Below are 19,714 nucleotides of genomic sequence, written 5' to 3'. Positions count from 1 at the left end.
TTCTCTCAGTGGGATTCGACAGGGCGCGAGGATTGCTCGCGCAGGGCCTCGGCATAGCCGCCGGCACCATGTTCCAGGGTGCGCGCAACGCGCCCGATGGTGGTCACGCTGACCTGGGTCAGTTCGTGGATTTCGCGATACGGCACGCCCTTGATCAGCAACGGCACCACCCGCCAGCGATCCGACATGGCCTCCAGCTCGGCGGGCGTGCACAGATCGCGCAGGAAGGCCTCGACCGCCCCAGGCTCCTTCAGGCAGGCCAGTGCATCGGCCAGCATCTTGAGGGAGGCGGCGGCATCGGCACTTTCGCGGGGGGCGGGTCGTTGTTTCATTGCGTTAATGTAATAGCGTGTTAGCACATTAACGCAAACGCAGGCTATAGGACAAGCGCCGCGGGCAAAGCGTTCAGGGACGTCCCGGTCGGTGCGGCGCGTCAGAAACGACAAACCCACCGACACCGAGGCGTCGATGGGTCTGTCCGTGCATCGGGATGCACCCGGCGCCGCTGCTGCCGTTACCGACCAGGCGGCGCCCCCTCACCGCTTCCGGCGACGTCAATCGCCGTTGACGCCCCCGGCCACCAGCATCGCCCTGGCCTGCTCCAGTTCCACCAGCAAGGTGCTGGCCAGCTCGTCGCGGGCCACCTCGAACTGCTGCTCGCGCACCAGGTCCTTGACCGCCACCACCCCGCGCACCAGCTCGTCGTCGCCGGCCAGCACCACGAAGCGGATGCCTGCGCGCGCGGCGTACTGGAACTGCTTGCCGATCTTCTTCGGCTCCATCTGCACTTCGGTATTGATGCCGCCGATGCGTAGCCGGCGCGCGATATCCAGCGCGTCCTCCAGGCGTGACTCGTCCATCAACGCCACCATCGCGTGCACGCTGCTCTCGGCGATGCCCTGGATCAGGCCGGCCTCGCGCAGCTGCCAGAACAGGCGGGTCAGGCCGATCGAGATGCCCACGCCGGGCAATTTGGACTTGGTGTAGTGGCTGGCCAGGCTTTCATAGCGGCCGCCCGAGCAGATCGAGCCGATCTGCGGGTGGTCGGTCAGCGTGGTCTCGTAGACGGTGCCGGTGTAGTAGTCCAGCCCGCGCGCGATCGAGAAGTTCAGGCAGTACGCGCTCTCGGGCACGCCCAGTGCCTTGACCAGCTCCAGCACTTCGCGCAGCTCGGCGATGCCCTCGCCCAGGGTCGCGCTCGCAGCGACCGAGGCCTCCAGCGCCTGCAGCTGCGCCAGCGCATCGGCATGCCCGTTCGAGCGCACCGCCACGAAGGCCAGGATCCTGTCGACCTGCTCGGCGGCGATGCCGAAGCCTTCGCCCACCAGCGTGTCGCGCACGTAGTCGGCGCCGCGCTTGTCGATCTTGTCGACCTCGCGCAATACCGCCAGCTGCAGCTCGCCCTCGGCCACGCCCAGGCTTTCGAAGAAGCCGCGCAGCAGCTTGCGGTTGTTCAACTGCACCTTGAACGCGCCGATGCCCAGCTCGGCGAACACCGCGTGGATCACCGCCAGCACCTCGGCGTCGTAGCGGATGCTCAACGCATCCTTGCCGATCACGTCGATGTCGCACTGGTAGAACTCGCGGAAACGCCCGCGCTGGGCACGCTCGCCGCGATAGACGCGCTGCATCTGGTAGCGGCGGAACGGGAAGCTCAGGTCGTGCTCGTGCTCGGCCACGTAGCGTGCCAGCGGCACAGTGAGGTCGAAGCGCAGCGCCAGCTCGGGCAAGCCACCCTCGCCACCTTCGTCCGCCGCGGCGGCGGCATTGGCCAGCGCACCAGTGGACTGCACGAAGTACACCTGGCGCTCGGTCTCGCCACCGGACTTGGTCAGCAACACATCGGACAGCTCGAATACCGGCGTTTCGACCGGCAGGAACCCGAACCGCTCGTAGTTGCGGCGGATGACGTCCAGCATGCGCTGGAACGCGATCTGCTCGCGCGGCAGCAATTCCATGATGCCGGGCGGCGTACGGGGCTTGATCACGAGCGAAACTCCTGCAGGGCAATGTGGCGAACGCGCAATTCTACCGGCTGGGCGGCCGCGCTGACCGCATGGCGTATCATTCACCTGCGTTCCAGCAGTGCGTGACTCATGTACCGGCAGCTTTCAGACCCCAGCACGACCTGCCCGGCGCCCAGCGCGTCCGGGCGCAGCGATGCGCGCGGTTCCGACTGCGCGCTGTGTGCAGTCCGCGGCCGGGCCATCTGCGCGGCGCTGTCGCCGCAGGAAATGGACGCGCTCGACCAGGCCACCAGCGCCCAGTCCTATGCGCCCGGCAGCACCCTGGTGCGCGCCGGCGACATCCGCCAGCACGTCTATACGCTGACTTCCGGCGCGCTGCGCATGGTGCGCACGCTGGCCGACGGCCGCCGTCAGGTCACCGGCTTCGTGCTGCCGGGCGACTATGTCGGCCTGACCGAAACGCCGCAGCACCGCCACGACATCGAAGCCATCATCGACAGCCGGGTCTGCCGCACCCCGATGGCACAGATGCGCCAGTTGCGCGAGCGCTATCCGCAGCTGGAACGCAAGCTGCTGCAGCGCGCCAGCATGGAACTGGCCGCCGCACAGGACACCGGCCTGCTGCTGGCGCGCCTGCAACCCAGCGAACGGCTGGCGCACTTCCTGCTGCGCCTGGCGGCCCGCTCCACCCAGCCCGGCGCCAGCGGCGACACCGTCGCGCTGCCGATGAGCCGTAGCGATATCGCCGACCATCTCGGGCTGACCGTGGAAACGGTCAGCCGCACCTTCACCAAACTCAGGCAACAGCAGTTGATCGCGCTGCCGCAGCTGCATCTGGTGCAGATCCTGGATTACGCGGCGCTGCGCAGCCTCGCCGGCGATACCGTCTGAGACTTAACAGCTGGCAAGCCGGAACGCCTCAGCGCCCGCCCGCATTCGCACTTGCCACCGACGCACCACATCCGCCGCCCAGCAGCCGCGATTGCCGCAGCCAGGCCCGGTCCGGGTAGTAGGCGAACACGAAGGCGCCTTCACGCAAGGTATCGATCAATTGCTTGGCCACCGCCGGACGCACCGCCGGGCAGCCCAGGCTGCGGCCGAGCCGGCCCTGCGTGCGGATCACCGCCTCGCTGACATAGGGCGCACCATGGATCACGATCGCGCGGTCGCGCGCATGGTCGTTGAACCCGGGCTCCAGGCCCTTGAGCCGTAACGAATAGCCGTTGTGGCCGGTATACGACTCCTGCGCGGTGAACGCGCCCAGGCTGGACTGGAAACTGCCGTCGTCATTGGAGAACTTCGCCGCCAGGTTGTTGCCGGTATTGCGCCCGTGCGCCACCCATTCCTGGAACAGCAGCCGCTGCCGCTCCAGATCGAACACCCATAGCCGGCGCTCGGTCGACGGCCGGCTGTAGTCGATGACGCTGAGCACGCGCTCGGTGCCCACCTGCTGGCGCTGCCGCGCGCATTGCAAGGCTTCGGCCGCCAGCGCCAGCACCTGGCGATCCAGCGATGGCGCCTGCCGCGCCAATGCATCGACCAGACCGATACGCGGTGCGCCCAGCGCCGGCAACGGCGAGGCAGACATGACAGCGGCCGCGCTGGCCGCTCCAGCCGCTGCCCACCCGCACAACGCGGCGGCAACGGCGATCACTCGATAAGACATGCACCAACCCACATCGGACGCGGCGCCACGCTGGGGCCGCACCCGCTAGAAATAGCCCCATGGGCGGCACTTTCCAACCCCAATAGCCTGAACACGTTCGGTCAGGCCGCATCCGCAAGCAGGCGCTGCCGGAACGCGGCATAGTCCGGCGCCAGCGTTTCGGCATGCGCGGGACGCTGCAGCAGCGCGGCCAGCGCCGGCGGCACGGCCACCTCGCGCCCGATCAGGGGCTCGACCACGCCTTCGAACTTGGCCGGGTGCGCGGTTGCCGCTACCGCCCAGTCGCCGGTGCCGCCTTCGGCCCCTTCCGCGCGCAGCTGCTCCAGCACATGCACGGCGGTGGCGGTATGCGGGCAATGCACTTCGCCATAGCGGGCAAAGCGCTGCTGCACGGTCTGGCGGATTGCCGCATCGTCCACCGAAAGCGCACGGAATGCCTCGCGCAACGCGGCATCGTCGCCGTCATAGAGCCAGCGCAGCCGTTCGAAGTTGCTTGGCGCGCCCACGTCCATCGCATTGGCCAGCGTCGCCACGCTGGGCTGCGGCGCGTAATCGTCGCCGGCAAAATAATCCGGCACTACGTGATTGGCATTGGAGGCCAGCGCGATACGGCCCAGCGGCACGCCGAGCGCACGCGCCAGGATCGCCGCCAACCCGTTGCCCAGGTTGCCGGTGGGCACCACCAGGTTCAGCGCGGCACCTGTGCCGGCATGGTGCTGCAGGGCGGCATGCGCGTAATAGCTCATCTGCGGCAGCAAACGGCCCAGGCTGATGCTGTTGGCCGAACTCAGCGGCAGCTGCGCCTGCAGCGCGGCATCGTTCAGGGCCTGCTTGACCATCGCCTGGCAATCGTCAAACGTGCCGGCCACGCGCAAGGCCTGGATGTTGTCGCCGAAGCAGCCCAGCTGATGCGCCTGACGCGGCGACACGCGGCCATCCGGATACAGCACCACCACGCGCAGGCCCGGCTGGCGATGGAAGGCCGCCGCCACCGCAGCGCCGGTGTCGCCGGAAGTGGCGACCAGGATGGTGAGCGGCCGGCCTTCGGCACGCCGCAGGCGGGTCAGGCAGGCCGCAAGAAAGCGCGCACCGAAATCCTTGAACGCGGCGGTCGGGCCATGGAACAGCTCAAGCGCGTAATCGCCGGGCGTGCCCAGGGCCACCAACGGCGCCGGGAAGTCGAACGCTTCGGCACAGATGGCCGGCAACTCTGGCGCCAATGCATCGCCGTCGAAGAATGGCTGCAGCAACGTGGCGGCGGTGTCGGCCAGCGTGGCGCCTGCCGTCAGCGTGCGTGCCGGTGGCAGGGCCTGCGGCACGTACAGGCCGCCATCGGGTGCCAGGCCGGCGGCAATCGCCTGGCTCAGGCTTGCGGCGGGTGCGCCGCCACGGGTGGAGAGAAAGTTCATGGTGACGACTCCAGACAAGGCGAAGACGGGGCGTGGCCCGTGAATGAGAAGACCGGACACTGCGGCATGGCCGCGCTGCGCCGCAGGGGCGCCCGGCAGGAGCGGCGCGGCGCTATGCTGCGCGCACCTTCCAGTGGAGCCGGCAGATGATCAAGGTCAGCGTGATGTACCCGTACCGCGAAGGCGCCCGCTTCGACCATGCCTACTACCGCGACGCGCATATGCCGCTGGTGAGCGCGCGGATGGGCGCGGCCTGCCTGCGCTACACGGTGGACAAGGGCATCAGCGGCGGCGAGCCGGGCAGCCCGCCGGCCTACATCGGCATGTGCCACATTTTCTGCGACTCGGTGGAGGCCTTCAACGCCGGCTTCGGGCCACATGCACAGGAAATCCTGGGCGACATTCCTAACTACACCGATCTTGCGCCGGTGATGCAGATCAGCGAGGTCGTGGTCGGTTGACGCGTGCCTTGCGCGCTGCACGGCCTGCCTGCCGTGCGCGGGCGATCGATCGACAACGACAGGCGTGCGACGGCTCATGCGAGCAACCGCGCGGCTGGGCTGGCGATCGGGGATACCCAGTGCTGGCTATCCAGGCCAACGCCTGCGAAGGCGGCCTTCACCGCTGCGGCGGCAGCGTCGGCGGCCGCGCGCGATGCAAACCAGGCGAACACGCTGGGGCCGGCGCCGGAGATGCTGGCGCCCAAGGCATCGTGATCCAGCGCGGCCTGCTTGGCAGCGGCGAAGCCGGCGATCAACGGCGCGCGGCGTGGTTCGATCAGCACATCGCGCAGGCCCGCACGCACCAAATCGGCATCACCGGCATGGCAACCGGCCAGCACCAGGGCCAGGTTGGTGCTCTGGGCGACGAACTCGCGCAGTTGATAGTCGCCGGCCAGGGCTTCGCGCGCGCGCCGCGTTTCCAGCACCGCGTCCGGATGCACCAGCAGGCTGTGCCACGCCGCCGGCACGTTGATCGGCACCAGACGCTCCAGCGTGCACAACACCAGGCCGCCTAGAAACAGCGGCCCCAGGTTGTCGCCATGGCGGCTGCCGCTGGCCACCGCCTCGCCATCGAGGGCGTGCTGATACAGCTGCTCGTTGCGCAGCGGCGCATCCAGCAGCGCGTTGGCGGCAACCAACGCCGCCACGCAGGACGCTGCCGAACCGCCCATGCCCGAACTCAGCGCAATGCCTTTGTCGATCTCGATCTCGAAGCCGAACGGCAGCGCCAGCGCCGCGCGCAACGACATCAAGGCCGCACCCGCGGTGTTGCGCGCGGCATCCAGCGGCAAGGCCACGGTAGTGCCGCGGATGGCGGCGATGCGCACCAGCGGCGCCTCGATACGCCGCACGGTGACGGTGTCGCCGACGCCGTCGATGGGATAGCCGAGCAGATCGAATCCCACCGCCACATTCGCCACCGAGGCCGGTGCGAAGGCGCGTGCCTGGCCCAGCTCGCGCGCAGCAATCGCCACCTGTTGCATCTGCGCGGCCTGGTCTGCAACCGCCTGGTTCACAAGCGTGCCCCCTCGCCCGCCGCCACCCGCAGCAGATCGGCAAACACGCCGGCCGCGGTGACTTCCGGGCCCGCACCGGGCCCCTGCACCACCAACGGATTCTCGCAGTAGCGACGCGTGGTGAACTGCACCACGTTGTCGGTCAGGCGCAGATTGGCGAAGGCGTGATCGGCCGGCAGCTCGACCAGGCCCACGCTGGGCGCGCGATCCGGCGGCAGCTGCGCGACATAGCGCAGCACATTGCCGCGTGCACGTGCATCGGCCAGGCGCTGTGCGAAGGTCGCATCCACCTCATGCAGGCGCGCCATGAAATCGTCCACGCTGGCCTGACGCAGTGCTTCAGGCACCAGGCTCTCGACCTGCACGTCCTCCAGGCTGATCTCGCGCCCGGCTTCGCGCGCCAGGATCACCAGCTTGCGCGCCACGTCCACACCGGACAGATCGTCGCGTGGGTCCGGTTCGGTATAGCCCATGCCGCGTGCCTGCGTCACCAGTTCGGCGAACGGCACGCTGCCATCGTATTTGTTGAACAGCCAGGCCAGCGTGCCGGAGAAGATGCCTTCGATCGAGGTCACCGTATCGCCGGTATCGACCAGGTCGCGCAGCGTGGTGATCACCGGCAGGCCGGCGCCCACGGTCGCTTCGTAACGGAAGCGCGCGCCGCTGGCATCGGCCGCCGCACGGATCGCCTGATACCGCTGCAACGGACCGGAGCCGGCCTGCTTGTTCGGCGTCACCACGTGGATGCCGGCAGCCAGCCAGTCCGCATAGCGATCGGCCACGTCCGCGCTACCGCTGCAATCGATGATCACCGTATGCGGCAGGTGCGCGGACAACAGATGCGTGGTGAAACGCTCCAGATCGGTCGCGGTGGCTGCGGAGGCGAAGGCATCGCGCCAGTTGCCGACCAGGCCGCGCTCATCGAGCAACATGCGGCCGCGCGACACCACCGCGCGCAGGCGCAGATCCAGGTTGGCCTTGCCCAGCAACTGCGGTTGCGCGATGCGCAACTGGTCCAGCAACGCCGCTCCCACGTTACCCGGGCCAATCACGCCCACCGAGAACGTCTGCGGCGACAGCCAGAAGCCGGCATGCGCCGCGCGCAAGGCCTTGGTCGCATGCGCCGCGTCGATGGCCACCGAGATGTTGCGCTCCGAGGAGCCCTGCGCAATCGCCAGGATATTGACCTGCGCACGCCCCAGCGACTCGAACAGCCGCGCCGCCACACCCGGCTGCCCGGCCATGCCATCGCCCACCGCCGCCAGCACGCTGATGCCGGTGGTCAGTTGCACGCGCTGCACCTGGCCGACCGTGAGTTCATGCGCAAAGGCCTGCAGCAAGGCATTGCGCGCGCGCTCGGATTCATGCTGCTTGACCACGCAGCAGATCGAGTGCTCTGAAGAACCCTGCGAGATCATCACCACCGACACCTGCGCCGTGCGCAGCGCCGCAAACACGCGCTCGGCGGTGCCCGGCACGCCGATCAGGCCGGTGCCTTCCAGGTTGAGAACGGCCAGATCCGGGCTCAGCGTCAGCCCCTTGATCGGCCCGCTCACCGCACTGCTGGCGGTGATGCGTGTACCCGGATGTTCGGGCTGGAAGGTATTGCGGATGATGATCGGCAGGCCGCGCTCGATCGCCGGCGACATGGTCTGCGGATGCACCACCTTCGCACCGAAGTACGCCAGCTCGCAGGCCTCGTCGTAGCTCAGCGTTTCCAGCTGTACCGCCTCGGGCACCACGCGGGGGTCCGCCGACAGCACGCCATCCACATCGGTCCAGATATGCAGCTCATCGGCATCGAACAAGGCCGCGAAGATCGCGCCGGAATAATCGCTGCCGTTGCGCCCCAACGTGGTGATGCGGTCGGCGCGGTCGCGCGCCACGAAGCCGGTGACCACCACGCGCGTCTGCGGATGCGCCTGGCGCCATGTCGCAAGCCGCTGAGCGCTGACCTCCCAATCCACATCCACGCCGAGTTCGCCGCGGTTGACCACCAGCACATCGCGCGCATCCAGCACCGCGCAATCCTCGCCAAGCGCACGGAAATGGTCGCCCAGCAACTGCGCCGAATACACCTCGCCCAGGCCTTGCACACGATCGAGCACCTCGCGCGGCAGCTCGCCTATCACCGCCAGCGCGCCGAGGATTTGCGCCAGATGCTCGAAGCGCTCGTCCAGCCATTCCACCGTCGGCCCGGAATGCTCGCCCAGCAGGGCCACCGCCGCACCGCGATGGCGTGCCCGCGTTTCATGCCAGCGTTCGCGCCACTCGGGGCGATCTTGCGCCGCCAGTTCGGCCAGTTCGATCAGCGCATCGGTCACCCCCTTCATCGCCGACACCACGGTGACCTGCACGGTCTCCTCGCGCGCCAGCAACAACTGCGCCACATGCCGGTAGCGCTCGGCATCGGCCACCGAGGTGCCGCCGAATTTGTGCACGACGGTGCGCGCGGAGGACGCGAGAACAGCAGCGGGTTCGAGTGAAACAGCAAGCGATGACATCGACAGACCTCGTTGGGGAGGCCCCGTCCGCATCAGATGAGGGAGGAAAGCCCCCGCATCCTGATCCGGGTGCGGGGCCGTGGTTTTCGGAAGTTACGCGAAGACGACGGGCCGCACCGGGCGAATGGTGACGGTGGTAATGGTGGTGCTAATGCCGGCCACGCCCGCACCCGGCCGCAGCTGCGGCTGACAGGTAAGCGAGGTGATGGCGAAGGCATCAGGCATGTACGCAAAAGACATCACCGGGGTGAAGGCTGTCAAGCACTGCGCATCAAGCCAGCCTTGCGCAACGCAAGACCCACGCAGAAAGCCTTGCAGGACAAAGATTTAAGCGATGCAGCCACAAGCGATTGATTGCTATGGAAACTTTTTGTGCGCCGCGCCGAGCGGCGCTTGCGCAGCATCCTGTCGCGGAGACCTGGTGCCGGACAACACGGATCCGGCTAGTTCAGCGTGGCGGCCACGCCACCTCTCGCGCCTGACGCAGAGGTGCATCAGACGCTTTTGACCCATGCAGGCCCTAGCCAAGCACCTGCGGATTGAGTTGCCACACCGCATGGTTCAACGCCGCCGCAAAACTCACCCACAGCAGGTATGGCACCAACAGCCACGCGGCAGCGCGTTGTCGCCTGGCGAAAGCCGCAATCGTCAGCACCAACGTCAACCAAAGCGCCACGATGTCGACAAATGCCCACGCCCCCATGTGCCAGGCAAAGAACAGCCAGCTCCACAACCCGTTCAACCCCAACTGCAACACGAACAGGCTCAGCGCCCCACGAGCACTGCTCCACCCACCGCGCCGCCAGACCAGCCACACCGACACCGCCATCATCCCGTACAACACAGTCCACACCGGCCCGAACACCCATCCCGGCGGTGCCCAATCCGGCCGCAGCAAGCCGGCGTAGAAGCTCGCCGCCTTGATTGACGCCGCCGCCCCTAGTGCCGCCGCCAAATAGCACAGCACCAACCAGCCCAGCAGCCCCAGCAATCGCGATTTACCCGTCATTTTCCTGTCCAATCTCACTACGCCTGCTTTCGCAAAAAAACGCTTGCCGTCGTGCCAACCCCTTCACTTCCGCAGCGCTAGCCAATGCCCAATAAATCAGAACACGTAAATGATACATCGACGGGAGATTCAGCCCGCCGCATTCCCAGTGATCCACCTGATCTAGCGGCCGCCTGAATTTCCAAGCAGTTCCATTGACCTCGATTCAAGCCCGCCAACTCGCGAAACCGATTAACTCAGGATAAAGTCAATCGACGGAGCAGTATTCAATAAAAGCAAGGTTATTATCTATCACGAAACCTGCGCGGGCGCTGCAACCAGGGAATATCATATTCGCCTAGACGCCATGACTGATTATTCCTGCTGGATGAGCCGGGCTGCACATCATGGTGTCGATCATTGTCCGGTCTGTTTTGATGAGCGTCTCCCGCTTGTCTACGGCTCCATCAGTCGACGGTGGACAGTGGCGACAGTCGTCGACCCACCGGTTAAGTGTGCTGTACGTCACAATTCAAGCGAACTGATCCGATGAAGGTCGCGTCAATTTCTTGACGACGTAGACTTTACATAGGCATACGCAGTATCGCCGGTCGTCATACGCCCGGATCGCTAATGCACTGCCTCCTCCCCCAGCTTTTGCAACCACGTGCGTCGCGGTTGTCCTGACCGCTCAGGCGCATTCACCCCTCTGCTCAGCCTTGCTTTGATTGCCGCATGTGTGCCCCAGGCGCACAGTGGTGAAGTGCGGCCGAACGGGGTGACTGACGCCTCCACCGCCCTCACTCCCATGCGGCAGGCCGAGCAGTTACGCGGCCAGCAGCGGTATGCGGATGCTTTGGCCATTTACGAGCGCGTGTTGCGTGCGAACCCACGGGATCGTGGCGCCTACACCATGCGCGCGATCACGCTGAGCGACCTCGGGAGCGCACAGCTTGCGGCAGAGGCCGTATGGCGGCATCCGGACTGGTTCTCGCAGCAGGAGCGCGAGCGCATCGAAAACGACCGCGTCGCCCGCATGATCGGGTGGGCCAGCGCCGAGCCCATCGATGCCGTGCACCGCTACGCGGAGACCGATCAGGCCCTGGTCAACATCGCCCGCATCGAACGCGAATCACCGCCGACGTCGAGGTGGGAAGCCACGCGGCTGCGTGTCGATAGCCTGGCCGCACTCAACCAGCGTCAGCGCCATCGCGACGTGGTGGCCAGCTACCAGGCCTTGAAAGCAGAAGGCATCGACGTTCCCGCGTATGTGCTGCCGACGGTCGGCGATTCGCTGATGGGCTTGCGCCGCCCGGCCGAGGCCGAGGCCGTGCTGCGGCAAGCCTTGCAGCACACCCCGGACGACTTCAATACACAACTGTTGCTGGGCTACGCCCTGCTGGAGCAGGAACGCTTCGATCTGGCGATGCCACTGTTCGAAACGCTCGCGGCCACGCAGGCGCCCTGGCCGCGCCGCAACGGTGCGAACAGCGGCTACGAAAACTGGGATCGCTTCAGCGCAGACATCGCCCTGGCCACCGCGCGCTCTGCCGCCAATGACAATCGCGGCGCAGAAGGCCTGCTGCGCGAGCGCGTGGCCATCGGCCCCGACAACGCGGAACTGCAGGCGGCACTGGCCTCGATCGAATTCCGTCGCGGGCACCCCGGCAAAGCGCTGCAGCGTAACGCGGTGGCATTGACGCTGGATCCGCATCAAAAACAGGCGCGCAGTGGCGTGGTCGAGGCGCAGCGCGATCTGGATCGCCTGGACCTGGCCGATGCGACGTTTGCCCCGTTGCGCAAGGAATATCCGGATGACGCCGGCCTGCAACGGCTTGGCGCTTCGCTGGAACGTCAACGCGGCTGGCAGGTGCATCTGAGCCATGCACGCGGACGCAGCGACAACGACACCCTGACCAACAGCACCTCGCCGCTGGGCAACGACTTCGGTAGTACGTTGCTGGAAGCCGAATCGCCATTTCTCGGCGAAGGCTGGCGTGTGGGTTTGCGTGCACGCGACGACTGGGCCGACTTCCAGGACACGCGTGTGCGCTATCGCAGCTTCTGGCTGGGAACGCACTATCACTACGACCGCCTGGATGTCAGTGCGTACGGCGGACGGGCGCTCGACGACTTCGATCGCGATGGCACCGCCTGGGCACTGGATGCCGGCTGGCGTTTTTCCGATGCCTGGTACGGCAGCGTTGCGTGGCGCACGCGCGATCCGGAAGCCTCATTGCAGGCCCGCCGCTTCGGCATCACCGGCGACAGCATCGGCGCGGCCCTGCGCTGGACACCCAACGACGAAAGCCGTTGGGAACTGCAGGCACGCCAATTGCGTTACAGCGACGGCAATCGGCGCGATCAACTCGATCTTTCGGGCAGCCAACGCCTGTGGGCCAGCCCGCATGTGCTGCTGGATGGCCTGCTCGCCGCTTCGGCCGGACGCGCCGAAGACGAGCGCGCCGTCACTTACTTCAATCCGCGCCGCAACTCTGCGGTGGCCGCCGGCGTGCGCATCGATCAGATCGGCTGGCGTCGCTACGACTACGCGTTCCGGCAGCGGCTGGAGGTCACGGTCGGGCCGACCTATCAGTCCGGCTTCGGTAGCCAGTGGGTGCCCGGCGCGGCCTACCGGCACCTGTGGTCGCTGGGCGACGGCAGTGCGCTGAGCTACGGCGTGAGCTGGTCGCGCCCGGTCTACGACGGCCAGCGCGAACAACAACTTGGATTCGACCTGGATTTCCGATGGGGAGGTACGCCTTGATCCGCCTGCCGCTGCTGCTGGTCGCCTTGCTGCTGATGACGTTCGCGTCGTCGGCGCAGGCGGGCCTGCTGGTGCTCAGCTACCACGATGTTCGCGACGATGTCGCCGCCAAGGGCGATCCCGATCGTTATGCGGTGTCCACCAACAACTTCGCCGCGCATCTGGACTGGCTGCGCTCGCACGCCTATCACCCGGTGAGCGTGCAGCAGGTACTGGATGCACGTGCCGGCAAGCGTGCCCTGCCCTCCAGGCCGGTGTTGCTGACCTTCGACGACGGCTTGCGCAGCGTCTACACGCGTGTGTTCCCGTTATTGCAGGCCTACGGCTATCCCGCGCTGGTTGCGCCGGTGACTAGTTGGGTCGAATTGCCGGCCGGCCAGGTGGTGCCCTACGGCCATCGCGATTTCACCCACGAGGATTTTGTCACCTGGGCGCAGCTGCGCGAGATGCAGGACAGCGGCCTGGTCGAAATCGGCTCGCATAGCGACGATCTGCACAAGGGCATCGCGGGCAACCCGTTCGGCAATCAGACCCCGGCCGCGGTCACCCGGCGCTGGGATGCAGGCAAGGGCTACGAGAGCGAAGCGGAGTATCGCCAGCGCATCCAGACCGACCTGCGCCATAGCCGCGACGCGATCGTGGCGCATCTGGGCACACCGCCGCGCGCCATGGTGTGGCCGTATGCCGCCTACAACCGCGCCAGCAACGCCATTGCCGCGCAACTGGGCATGACGCTGAGCTTCGACCTGGAAGGCCGCTCGCACGAAGCCGATATCGGCCAGCAGGGCCGCGACCGCGTGGACGGGCAATCGCTGGCCAGCCTCGGCCGCCTGTTGCTGTTCAACAATCCCGATGTGCGCGACCTGGCCGGCGAACTGCGACGCGATCTGTCGCGCGATGGCCTGCGCGCGATCCAGATCGATCTGGATTACGTCTACGACCCGGACCCGGCGCAGCTGGCACGCAACCTCGACATCCTGGTCCAGCGGGTCAAGGACATCGGCCCCAGCCATGTGTTCCTGCAGGCCTTCGCCGACCCGGACGGCGATGGCGCCGCCGATGCGTTGTATTTCCCCAACCGTCATCTGCCGATGCGTGCGGACCTGTTCGGGCGTGTGGCCTGGCAACTGCGTACCCGTGCCGGCGTGCGTGTGTTCGCCTGGCTGCCGGTGCTGGGCTTCCATCTGCCCGATGCACAGCAGCAGGCCGCGCTGCAGATTCGCGGCAAGGATGCCAAGGATGTGCCGCGCCTGGATCCGGGCAATCCGCGCACGCATCAGCTGGTCGCCGACATCTACGAAGACCTGGCCGCCAACACCTACTTCGAAGGCCTGCTGTTCCATGACGATGCCTATCTGCGCGACGACGAAGTGCCTGCCTACGGCGGTGGCGACCCGACCAGGCGCACGCAGCAGCTGATCGGTTTCACCCAGGAGCTGAAGGCAGCCGCCGAACGCTGGCGGCCCAAGCTGGTGACGGTGCGCAACCTGTTCGCGCAGCCAGTGCTGGAGCCGCACAGCGAAGCCTGGTTTGCGCAGCGCCTGGACGCCTTTGCTTCGGCCTACGACTACACCGCGCTGATGGCGATGCCGTACATGGAACAGGCCAACGATCCGCAGCAGTGGCTGCAGCAGCTGGCACAGCGTGTCGGCCAGCAGCCGCATGGTTTGGAGAACACCATTTTCGAACTGCAGACCGTGGACTGGCGCACCGGCAAGCCATTGCCTGACGGTGTGCTGCTCGCACACAGCAAATTGCTCCTGGCTGCGGGCGTGCGCCATCTGGCGTACTACCCCGACGACTTCATCGGCGGCCACCCGTCTCTTCCCGAAGCGCGCGAGGCCATGTCGGCTCGGCAATTCCCATATATCGAGCGGTAACCGATGACGACCAGCCTCCTGTTGGGCGCCCTGTTCAACTTCGCGTTTTTCTATCCCATCATCATGGCGTTCTTCTGGATGATCGGAGGCACGTACTACTACCTGCGACGCGAACGCGGCACGCCCGGCCCCTCGTCGCCGCCACCGTTGGCCAGCGAGCCGTTCGTATCGCTGCTGGTGCCCTGCTACAACGAGGCCAAGCATGTCGGCGAAACCATCGCCGCGATGAGCGCGCAGAACTATCCGGATTTCGAGATCATCGCCATCAACGATGGCAGCAGCGACAACACGGCCGAGGCGCTCGACGATCTCACCCACCAGCATCCGCGCCTGCGCGTGGTGCACCTGGAACAGAACCACGGCAAGGCCAACGCGCTGCGGGTCGGCACGCTTGCATCGCGCTCGGACTACCTGGTGTGCGTGGATGCCGACGCCATCCTGGACCCGAATGCCACGCGCTGGATGGTGGGCCACCTGATCTCCGGCCCGCGCGTCGGCGGCGTCACCGGCAATCCGCGCGTGCGCAACCGCACCACGCTGATGGGCCGCATGCAGGTGGGCGAATTTTCCGCCATCGTGGGCCTGATCAAACGTGCGCAGCGCGTCTACGGGCGCCTGTTCACGGTGTCGGGCGTGATCTGCGCGTTTCGCCGCTCGGCGCTGCACCACGTCGGCTTCTGGTCCGACAACATGGTCACCGAAGACATCGACATCTCCTGGCGTCTGCAGCTGGACGACTGGGATATCCGCTACGAGCCCAACGCGCTGTGCTGGATCCTGATGCCGGAGACCTTCCGTGGCCTGTGGATGCAGCGCCTGCGCTGGGCACGCGGCGGCGTGGAAGTGCTGTTGAGCCACGGCCGCCGCGTGCTGTCCTGGCGCAGCCGACGCATGTGGGGCGTGTTGCTGGAATACGCGCTCAGCCTGGCCTGGGCCTACACGATGCTCTTCATCATCGTGCTGTGGCTGCTCGGCAAGGTCATCCCGCTGCCGCCTGCGCTGTACGTCGACACCATCCTGCCGCGCTGGCATGGGCTGGTGCTGGCGGTGGTGTGCCTGATGCAGTTCGCCACCAGCCTGGTGATCGAACGCCGCTACGAAAAAGGCCTGGCGCGTCAGTTCTTCTGGGTGATCTGGTATCCGGTCGCCTTCTGGATGATCGGCATGCTCACTGCCGTCATCGCCTTCCCCCGCGCCCTGCTCGCACGTCGCAGCAAACGCGCCCGCTGGAAAAGCCCCGACCGAGGAATCCAATGACACCGCCCATCATCAACCTGCCACAACGCCTCGGCCGCTCGCGCCGCCTCGCCTACGGCGCCGCCACCGCCGGCGCCTGGATGGTCTATTTCTATCTGTGGGCACCACTGGCGACGCTGATCGCCTGGTTCTTCGGCCTGCGCAGCGCCTACACGGAGCTGTATCTCAAGCACAACGCCCTGGACCCGTTCGCGCTGGGCGCCCTGCCGGTGATCGCACTGATGAGCGCCATCACCACCGTCGGCTGGGCCGAGTACAACCGCATCCGCTTCGCCAAGGCCGACCGGCGCAAGCGCCGCCCCACCGTGCTCGAACCGGAAGTCGATCAACGCCTGGGCGTCCCCGAACAGCTCGGCAGCCTGCTGCGCCACAGCCGCATCTCATCGGTGGCGATGGATAAGTTTGCGCGGCCGGTGGGGGTGCGGGTGGTACGGCGCGGGTGAGTGGTTCTTGCAGTTCGTGCAACATCCTGGCGCAAAACCATGATGTTCGCTCCAGGCTCGGCCCGTATCAAAGAAACCGTGCAACGTGCGCACCGGCGGATGCACATTGCGGACAGGAGCCTGGGCACCGTGACGATTTATACGGTGAGAACAACCATGGCAACTCTCCACATCCACGCCATCAAAACAGCGGGCGCAGATCAGCTTCGGGCCGGGATCCTGTACACCACGGAATCGTATTTGACTCCCGAATTTCGCCCAACCTCGACGCCACCAAGGGACTCGGCGATGCGACGGCTTGGCCTATTCACATCCGCTACGGGATAGATGAATCCGGCAGAGCCAAACGCTTCCGCCCCCCAGCCGACGATTGTTCTAACCGCTTCACGCCCGTACCCATGGCCATGTTCGCTTTCCCGGATCCAGATGCCGACTTCCGGCTCAGGCGTACCTGTGCGATGAAAACCGCACAGTCCAGCAAATGCTCGCGTAGCGTCGATCCGTATCACAAAGTTGAAATCCTCCCCCTTTTCATTTTCCTTCAACCAACCTTGCCAGACACCCTTGAAATCCATCCGTGATTGCGGAGGATCAAACGACATGTAGCGCGTCAAGGAAGGAGTGATGCATGCAAACACCTCGTCTGCATCAGCTGGCGTAAACGGCCGAAGTCGTAGGCGCGGCGACACCAGTTCGATCTGGCTCCAGTCCACTCGCAGGTTCTCCAACGTCATGCATTGCGATCCTTATCCAAGCAACGTCCCTAGCGTACTGCTGAGGCGCTCCCACGGCGATACCACGGTAAGCACATGCTCAATACACCTCGCGTGATTAAGCGACACCCGCCTAAGCCCGAGTCTCTCGCCAGTATATTTCCGGTTGTTATTTCTGGCACTTTTCAAAGCGGACATCACCTCCCGGCAAGTTCTTCACAGGCTGCCAGCCCAGGCGTCGATAAAAGCCACTCGCACGGCTAGCCTCAGCTGTTTCCAGCCAAATCGTCCGATGGTGCTGAAATAAGCAAGCCTCCGCTTTATCCATCAATCTGCGCCCCAATCCGTTCCGCTCGAAGCCGGGTAGAACGAAAGCGGCGAACACACAGCCTTCCTCGACATCCACCATAGAAAAACCGACGGGGGCACCATTGACCTCGGCGACCCAAGCGCATGGGGCTTCTAGAATAGCCTTTTGTATGGTTGCGGGGGTAATGCCCATTTCCACCAGTTGATCGCGGGATAAATGATTTTCGTGAACCCTGGTGCGAATATCAAAAATTGCATCGATATCGGCCGGGCCAGCGAGTCTGCTGGTTTTCTCCATGATGCACTGCTTTATATTCAATCCATATGATCCAGATGGTTTTTAGATATCTGGCGTAATCAACGGCAGCCTCGTTCGCATGGCAGCAGCTCCGTCATCTCACTCCTCCCGCTGCGTCGCAGCCGTGGCGGTACGTCTTTGAGATCGGCTTAGCATCATGACCGCTTGCGTGCCGGTTGGACCAGCCCATGACCGCCGCTGCCCATTTGCCAGATCATTCCGATCAGGTGGAAACATCTTCGAGGATGAGCCGGCACACATATGCCTGCCGAAACCAAACCGCTCGAGATGCTAAGTGATTGATTCCTGGTGACCCCGGCCCGATTCGAACGGGCGACCTTCCCCTTAGGAGGGACAACGTCGCTACACTAAGACCCAAGCAGGACAAGGCTTTGCGCTGAAGTCCAGCCTGACTGTGGCAAGTCTGTGGTAACGACCGGCCTACTCACGCCGATTGCCAAAAAAGTGGTGACCCCGGCTGGGTTCGAACCAGCAACCTCGTCCTTAGGAGGGACGCGCGCTATCCAATTGTGCCACGGGGCCATCCGTCTAAGGATACAGGGAGACGCTAAGTGAGCAAAGCCAAAGCAGCTGTCAAGACGGGGCGCACCAAGACCTTCAATGGCACGCTTCCGCGCGGCATCAAAGCCTCCCAGGCCGTTAGCTCTGTAGCGGGCGTGACGCTCAGGACGGACGGGCAGCTGAGGTGGGAGGCGCGTATCCGGAGGTCCCTCGACGGGCAGGCGTTGAAGTTCCCGCTGGTGCGCTACCCCGTCGACCCCAAAGCGCCCCCGAACACTGAGCATCACATCGACGCTGCACGGCTCATGGCCGAGGCGTATGTCCGCCGAGAACACACCTCCTTGGAGCTTCGGCAAACTCCGTATGCCCACACTGCCGAGGCTTGGACCTTCGGGGATCTGCTGCGACGGTTTATCCAAGAAATCGATGATGGGCTGATCAAGCACGCGTCGGTCAGGACCGACCACTCCAATGCCCATCTCTTCCTTGGGGGCGGCAAAGGTCTCGGATTGAGCCAGACCGGCATGCCCCACCTCACCCGCAAGCTGGCCAAAGACTTGACTCAGGATGACTTCCTGGGGCGCCATGCCAGCTCGTTCGTGAACTCATACATCAAAGTCAAGCGAGACGGCACCACGCTCCCGATGGCCCAGGGGAGCAAAAAGCGGGCCCTAACCACGATCCGGAACCTTTTTCGGATTGCGCACGAGACCTGGCAGATCGATCTGCGCTCGCCGATCAAGAGCTTGAAATCCCTCAACTCGGACGACTCGCGCGACCGGACGCTCTCCGAGGAGGAATGGAACGCCATCGTTGCGCAGCTGGATGCTGGGCGGACCGATCAGGCAACGGCCGATGTCATTCGCTTTGCGCGCATGACCGCAGCCCGTCGCTCCGAATGCGTGAAGCTCGATTGGGCGGACATCAACTTCAAGAAAAAGACCGCCCGACTTCGCGAGACCAAGGCCAAGAATGGCAAATACAACGAGCGCGTGATCCCGTTGACCTCAGAGCCAATGGCCTTGATCGCGGCGCGCTTCGAAGCCAGCGAAACGAAGAAGGGAGCGGTCTTTGTGACCTCGCGCGGGAAGCGCATTCGGGCCGATACCGTCACTCAGGCCTGGGATCGGGTGCGTGGGCAGGTAGCCGAGAAGCTCGGTGACCCAGAGATCCTGACCGCGCGCATGCATGACCTTCGCCATACCCGCATCACCGAAATGGGACACCACCTCAATCCAGCGGAAGCGGCCAGGATCTCAGGCCACAAGGATCTGAAAACCTTCATGCGCTATTTCAACCCAGACCCGGTCGCATTGGGCAAAAAGCTCGAACAGCTTGAACGCCAAGGCGGCGCTGGCGCCAACGTAGACGCAGTGGTCACGCAGCTTTTGGGACTGAGCCCCAAGGATATGGCCTCAGCGGTTGCGCTTGCCTTCCAAGCGCGGGCACAAGCGCAGTGACAAAGAGTCGTC

17 protein-coding genes and 1 tRNA gene are annotated in these 19,714 nt (G+C 65.3%); 7 read left to right on the top strand and 11 right to left on the bottom strand.

Translation table 11 applies throughout. From position 1 onward, the window contains the following. Positions 1–5 precede the first annotated feature (5 nt). Both CPBF1521_RS09845 and hisS read right to left on the bottom strand, forming a co-directional pair. Positions 6–332, bottom strand: coding sequence for a YerC/YecD family TrpR-related protein (locus CPBF1521_RS09845; protein ID WP_039521339.1), 327 nt, complete (start codon positions 330–332; stop codon positions 6–8). A gap of 222 nt (positions 333–554) precedes the next feature. Beyond that, positions 555–1,988, bottom strand: a complete 1,434-nt coding sequence (hisS, locus tag CPBF1521_RS09840; protein ID WP_115676847.1) for a histidine--tRNA ligase — start codon at positions 1,986–1,988, stop codon at positions 555–557. A gap of 246 nt (positions 1,989–2,234) precedes the next feature. Here hisS and CPBF1521_RS09835 point away from each other — a divergent pair, with 246 nt between their 5' ends. Then, positions 2,235–2,858, top strand: coding sequence for a Crp/Fnr family transcriptional regulator (locus tag CPBF1521_RS09835; protein WP_080591401.1), 624 nt, complete (start codon positions 2,235–2,237; stop codon positions 2,856–2,858). A 28-nt stretch (positions 2,859–2,886) separates the two neighbouring features. On the opposite strand, the gene CPBF1521_RS09830 is transcribed toward CPBF1521_RS09835, so the two are convergent. Together CPBF1521_RS09830 and thrC are read right to left on the bottom strand one after the other, a co-directional pair. Then, positions 2,887–3,633 carry a murein L,D-transpeptidase catalytic domain family protein gene (locus tag CPBF1521_RS09830; RefSeq protein WP_115676846.1) on the bottom strand — a complete coding sequence of 249 codons (747 nt, stop codon included), beginning with the start codon at positions 3,631–3,633 and terminating at the stop codon, positions 2,887–2,889. 101 nt (positions 3,634–3,734) lie between these two features. After that, positions 3,735–5,042, bottom strand: coding sequence for a threonine synthase (gene thrC, locus CPBF1521_RS09825; RefSeq protein WP_115676845.1), 1,308 nt, complete (start codon positions 5,040–5,042; stop codon positions 3,735–3,737). A gap of 146 nt (positions 5,043–5,188) precedes the next feature. Here thrC and CPBF1521_RS09820 point away from each other — a divergent pair, with 146 nt between their 5' ends. Then, on the top strand, positions 5,189–5,503 hold the full coding sequence (locus CPBF1521_RS09820) for an EthD family reductase (RefSeq protein ID WP_104585347.1): 315 nt from the start codon (positions 5,189–5,191) through the stop codon (positions 5,501–5,503). A gap of 74 nt (positions 5,504–5,577) precedes the next feature. Here the strand turns inward: CPBF1521_RS09820 and CPBF1521_RS09815 are convergent, their stop codons facing one another. The 4 genes from CPBF1521_RS09815 to CPBF1521_RS09805 all read right to left on the bottom strand — a co-directional run bounded on the left by CPBF1521_RS09815 (position 5,578) and on the right by CPBF1521_RS09805 (position 10,074). Beyond that, a complete protein-coding gene (locus CPBF1521_RS09815; RefSeq protein ID WP_115677104.1) occupies positions 5,578–6,528 on the bottom strand; it encodes a homoserine kinase in 951 nt (316 codons plus the stop codon). A 29-nt stretch (positions 6,529–6,557) separates the two neighbouring features. After that, positions 6,558–9,065, bottom strand: coding sequence for a bifunctional aspartate kinase/homoserine dehydrogenase I (gene thrA, locus CPBF1521_RS09810; RefSeq protein WP_115676844.1), 2,508 nt, complete (start codon positions 9,063–9,065; stop codon positions 6,558–6,560). 93 nt (positions 9,066–9,158) lie between these two features. Then, a complete protein-coding gene (locus CPBF1521_RS21490) occupies positions 9,159–9,326 on the bottom strand; it encodes a hypothetical protein (RefSeq protein ID WP_181901211.1) in 168 nt (55 codons plus the stop codon). 259 nt (positions 9,327–9,585) lie between these two features. Further along, positions 9,586–10,074 (bottom strand): TspO/MBR family protein, encoded by a 489-nt coding sequence (locus CPBF1521_RS09805; protein ID WP_115676843.1) that lies wholly within the window; start codon positions 10,072–10,074, stop codon positions 9,586–9,588. A 787-nt stretch (positions 10,075–10,861) separates the two neighbouring features. Between CPBF1521_RS09805 and CPBF1521_RS09800 the strand changes: the two genes are divergently transcribed. The 4 genes from CPBF1521_RS09800 to pgaD are packed head-to-tail and all read left to right on the top strand — an operon-like array spanning position 10,862 to position 16,400. After that, complete coding sequence (locus CPBF1521_RS09800; RefSeq protein WP_115676842.1) at positions 10,862–12,820, top strand: tetratricopeptide repeat protein; 1,959 nt, start codon at positions 10,862–10,864, stop codon at positions 12,818–12,820. Further along, positions 12,802–14,700 (top strand): poly-beta-1,6-N-acetyl-D-glucosamine N-deacetylase PgaB, encoded by a 1,899-nt coding sequence (gene pgaB, locus CPBF1521_RS09795; RefSeq protein ID WP_115676841.1) that lies wholly within the window; start codon positions 12,802–12,804, stop codon positions 14,698–14,700. Before CPBF1521_RS09800 ends, pgaB begins: the two co-directional genes overlap by 19 nt. Positions 14,701–14,703: 3 nt before the next feature. Beyond that, positions 14,704–15,957, top strand: a complete 1,254-nt coding sequence (gene pgaC / locus CPBF1521_RS09790; protein ID WP_104585337.1) for a poly-beta-1,6-N-acetyl-D-glucosamine synthase — start codon at positions 14,704–14,706, stop codon at positions 15,955–15,957. Further along, positions 15,954–16,400, top strand: a complete 447-nt coding sequence (gene pgaD / locus CPBF1521_RS09785; protein ID WP_104585335.1) for a poly-beta-1,6-N-acetyl-D-glucosamine biosynthesis protein PgaD — start codon at positions 15,954–15,956, stop codon at positions 16,398–16,400. The genes pgaC and pgaD overlap by 4 nt, the downstream gene beginning before the upstream one ends. Positions 16,401–16,600: 200 nt before the next feature. On the opposite strand, the gene CPBF1521_RS09780 is transcribed toward pgaD, so the two are convergent. From CPBF1521_RS09780 to CPBF1521_RS09770, 3 genes are all read right to left on the bottom strand, one after another. Then, positions 16,601–17,134: a GNAT family N-acetyltransferase gene (locus tag CPBF1521_RS09780; RefSeq protein WP_181901184.1), complete on the bottom strand. Its 534-nt coding sequence runs from the start codon at positions 17,132–17,134 to the stop codon at positions 16,601–16,603. A 148-nt stretch (positions 17,135–17,282) separates the two neighbouring features. Beyond that, complete coding sequence (locus CPBF1521_RS09775; RefSeq protein WP_115676840.1) at positions 17,283–17,720, bottom strand: GNAT family N-acetyltransferase; 438 nt, start codon at positions 17,718–17,720, stop codon at positions 17,283–17,285. Positions 17,721–18,186: 466 nt separating this feature from the next. Then, positions 18,187–18,263: transfer RNA gene (locus CPBF1521_RS09770), tRNA-Arg, on the bottom strand. 29 nt (positions 18,264–18,292) lie between these two features. On the opposite strand from CPBF1521_RS09770, the gene CPBF1521_RS09765 reads away from it, so the two are divergent. Next, entirely contained in the window at positions 18,293–19,702 is a 1,410-nt protein-coding gene (locus CPBF1521_RS09765; protein ID WP_115676839.1) for a site-specific integrase, read from the top strand. The last annotated feature ends 12 nt before the right edge of the window (positions 19,703–19,714 follow it).

The organism is Xanthomonas euroxanthea, assembly GCF_900476395.1.
GTDB classification, from domain to species: domain Bacteria; phylum Pseudomonadota; class Gammaproteobacteria; order Xanthomonadales; family Xanthomonadaceae; genus Xanthomonas; species Xanthomonas euroxanthea.
This window is presented reverse-complemented; position numbering and strand designations above follow the sequence as displayed.